Source organism: Allobacillus saliphilus (assembly GCF_018138385.1).
In the GTDB taxonomy this organism is placed as follows: Bacteria; Bacillota; Bacilli; order Bacillales; family Alkalibacillaceae; genus Allobacillus; species Allobacillus saliphilus.
This window is the reverse complement of the sequence record NZ_JAGSIE010000069.1, coordinates 1-242: the sequence shown is the minus strand read 5'-3', so window position 1 is coordinate 242 and position 242 is coordinate 1. Positions and strand designations below refer to the sequence as shown.

The 242-nt window shown below is 43.4% G+C and carries 1 protein-coding gene; it reads right to left on the bottom strand.

Features of this window, described 5'->3' with window-relative positions:
• Nucleotides 1-242, bottom strand: a 242-nt coding sequence (locus KC820_RS13085) for a hypothetical protein (protein ID WP_212371699.1), incomplete at both ends; no start/stop codon positions are given.

Sequence of the window (242 nt, the reverse complement as noted above, 5' to 3'; positions counted from 1 at the left end):
CCTTTCTTCTGGTCACCTAATACCGCAAGGAATTCGCTTCGTGGTGGAATAACTGCGCCACTGGCCAGATATGGGATAGTTCCGATACGTGGAAATGTTGCATGAAATCCAATAGTCTTTGAACCAAACGGTGTTGGAACAGTCCAAGGCCCAAAGGAAAATGCAGATTCAATTCCACCAATTGCATTATTAATCATCCCAACTGCATTATTAACAATGCTGATTGCCTGATTAATCGGAGC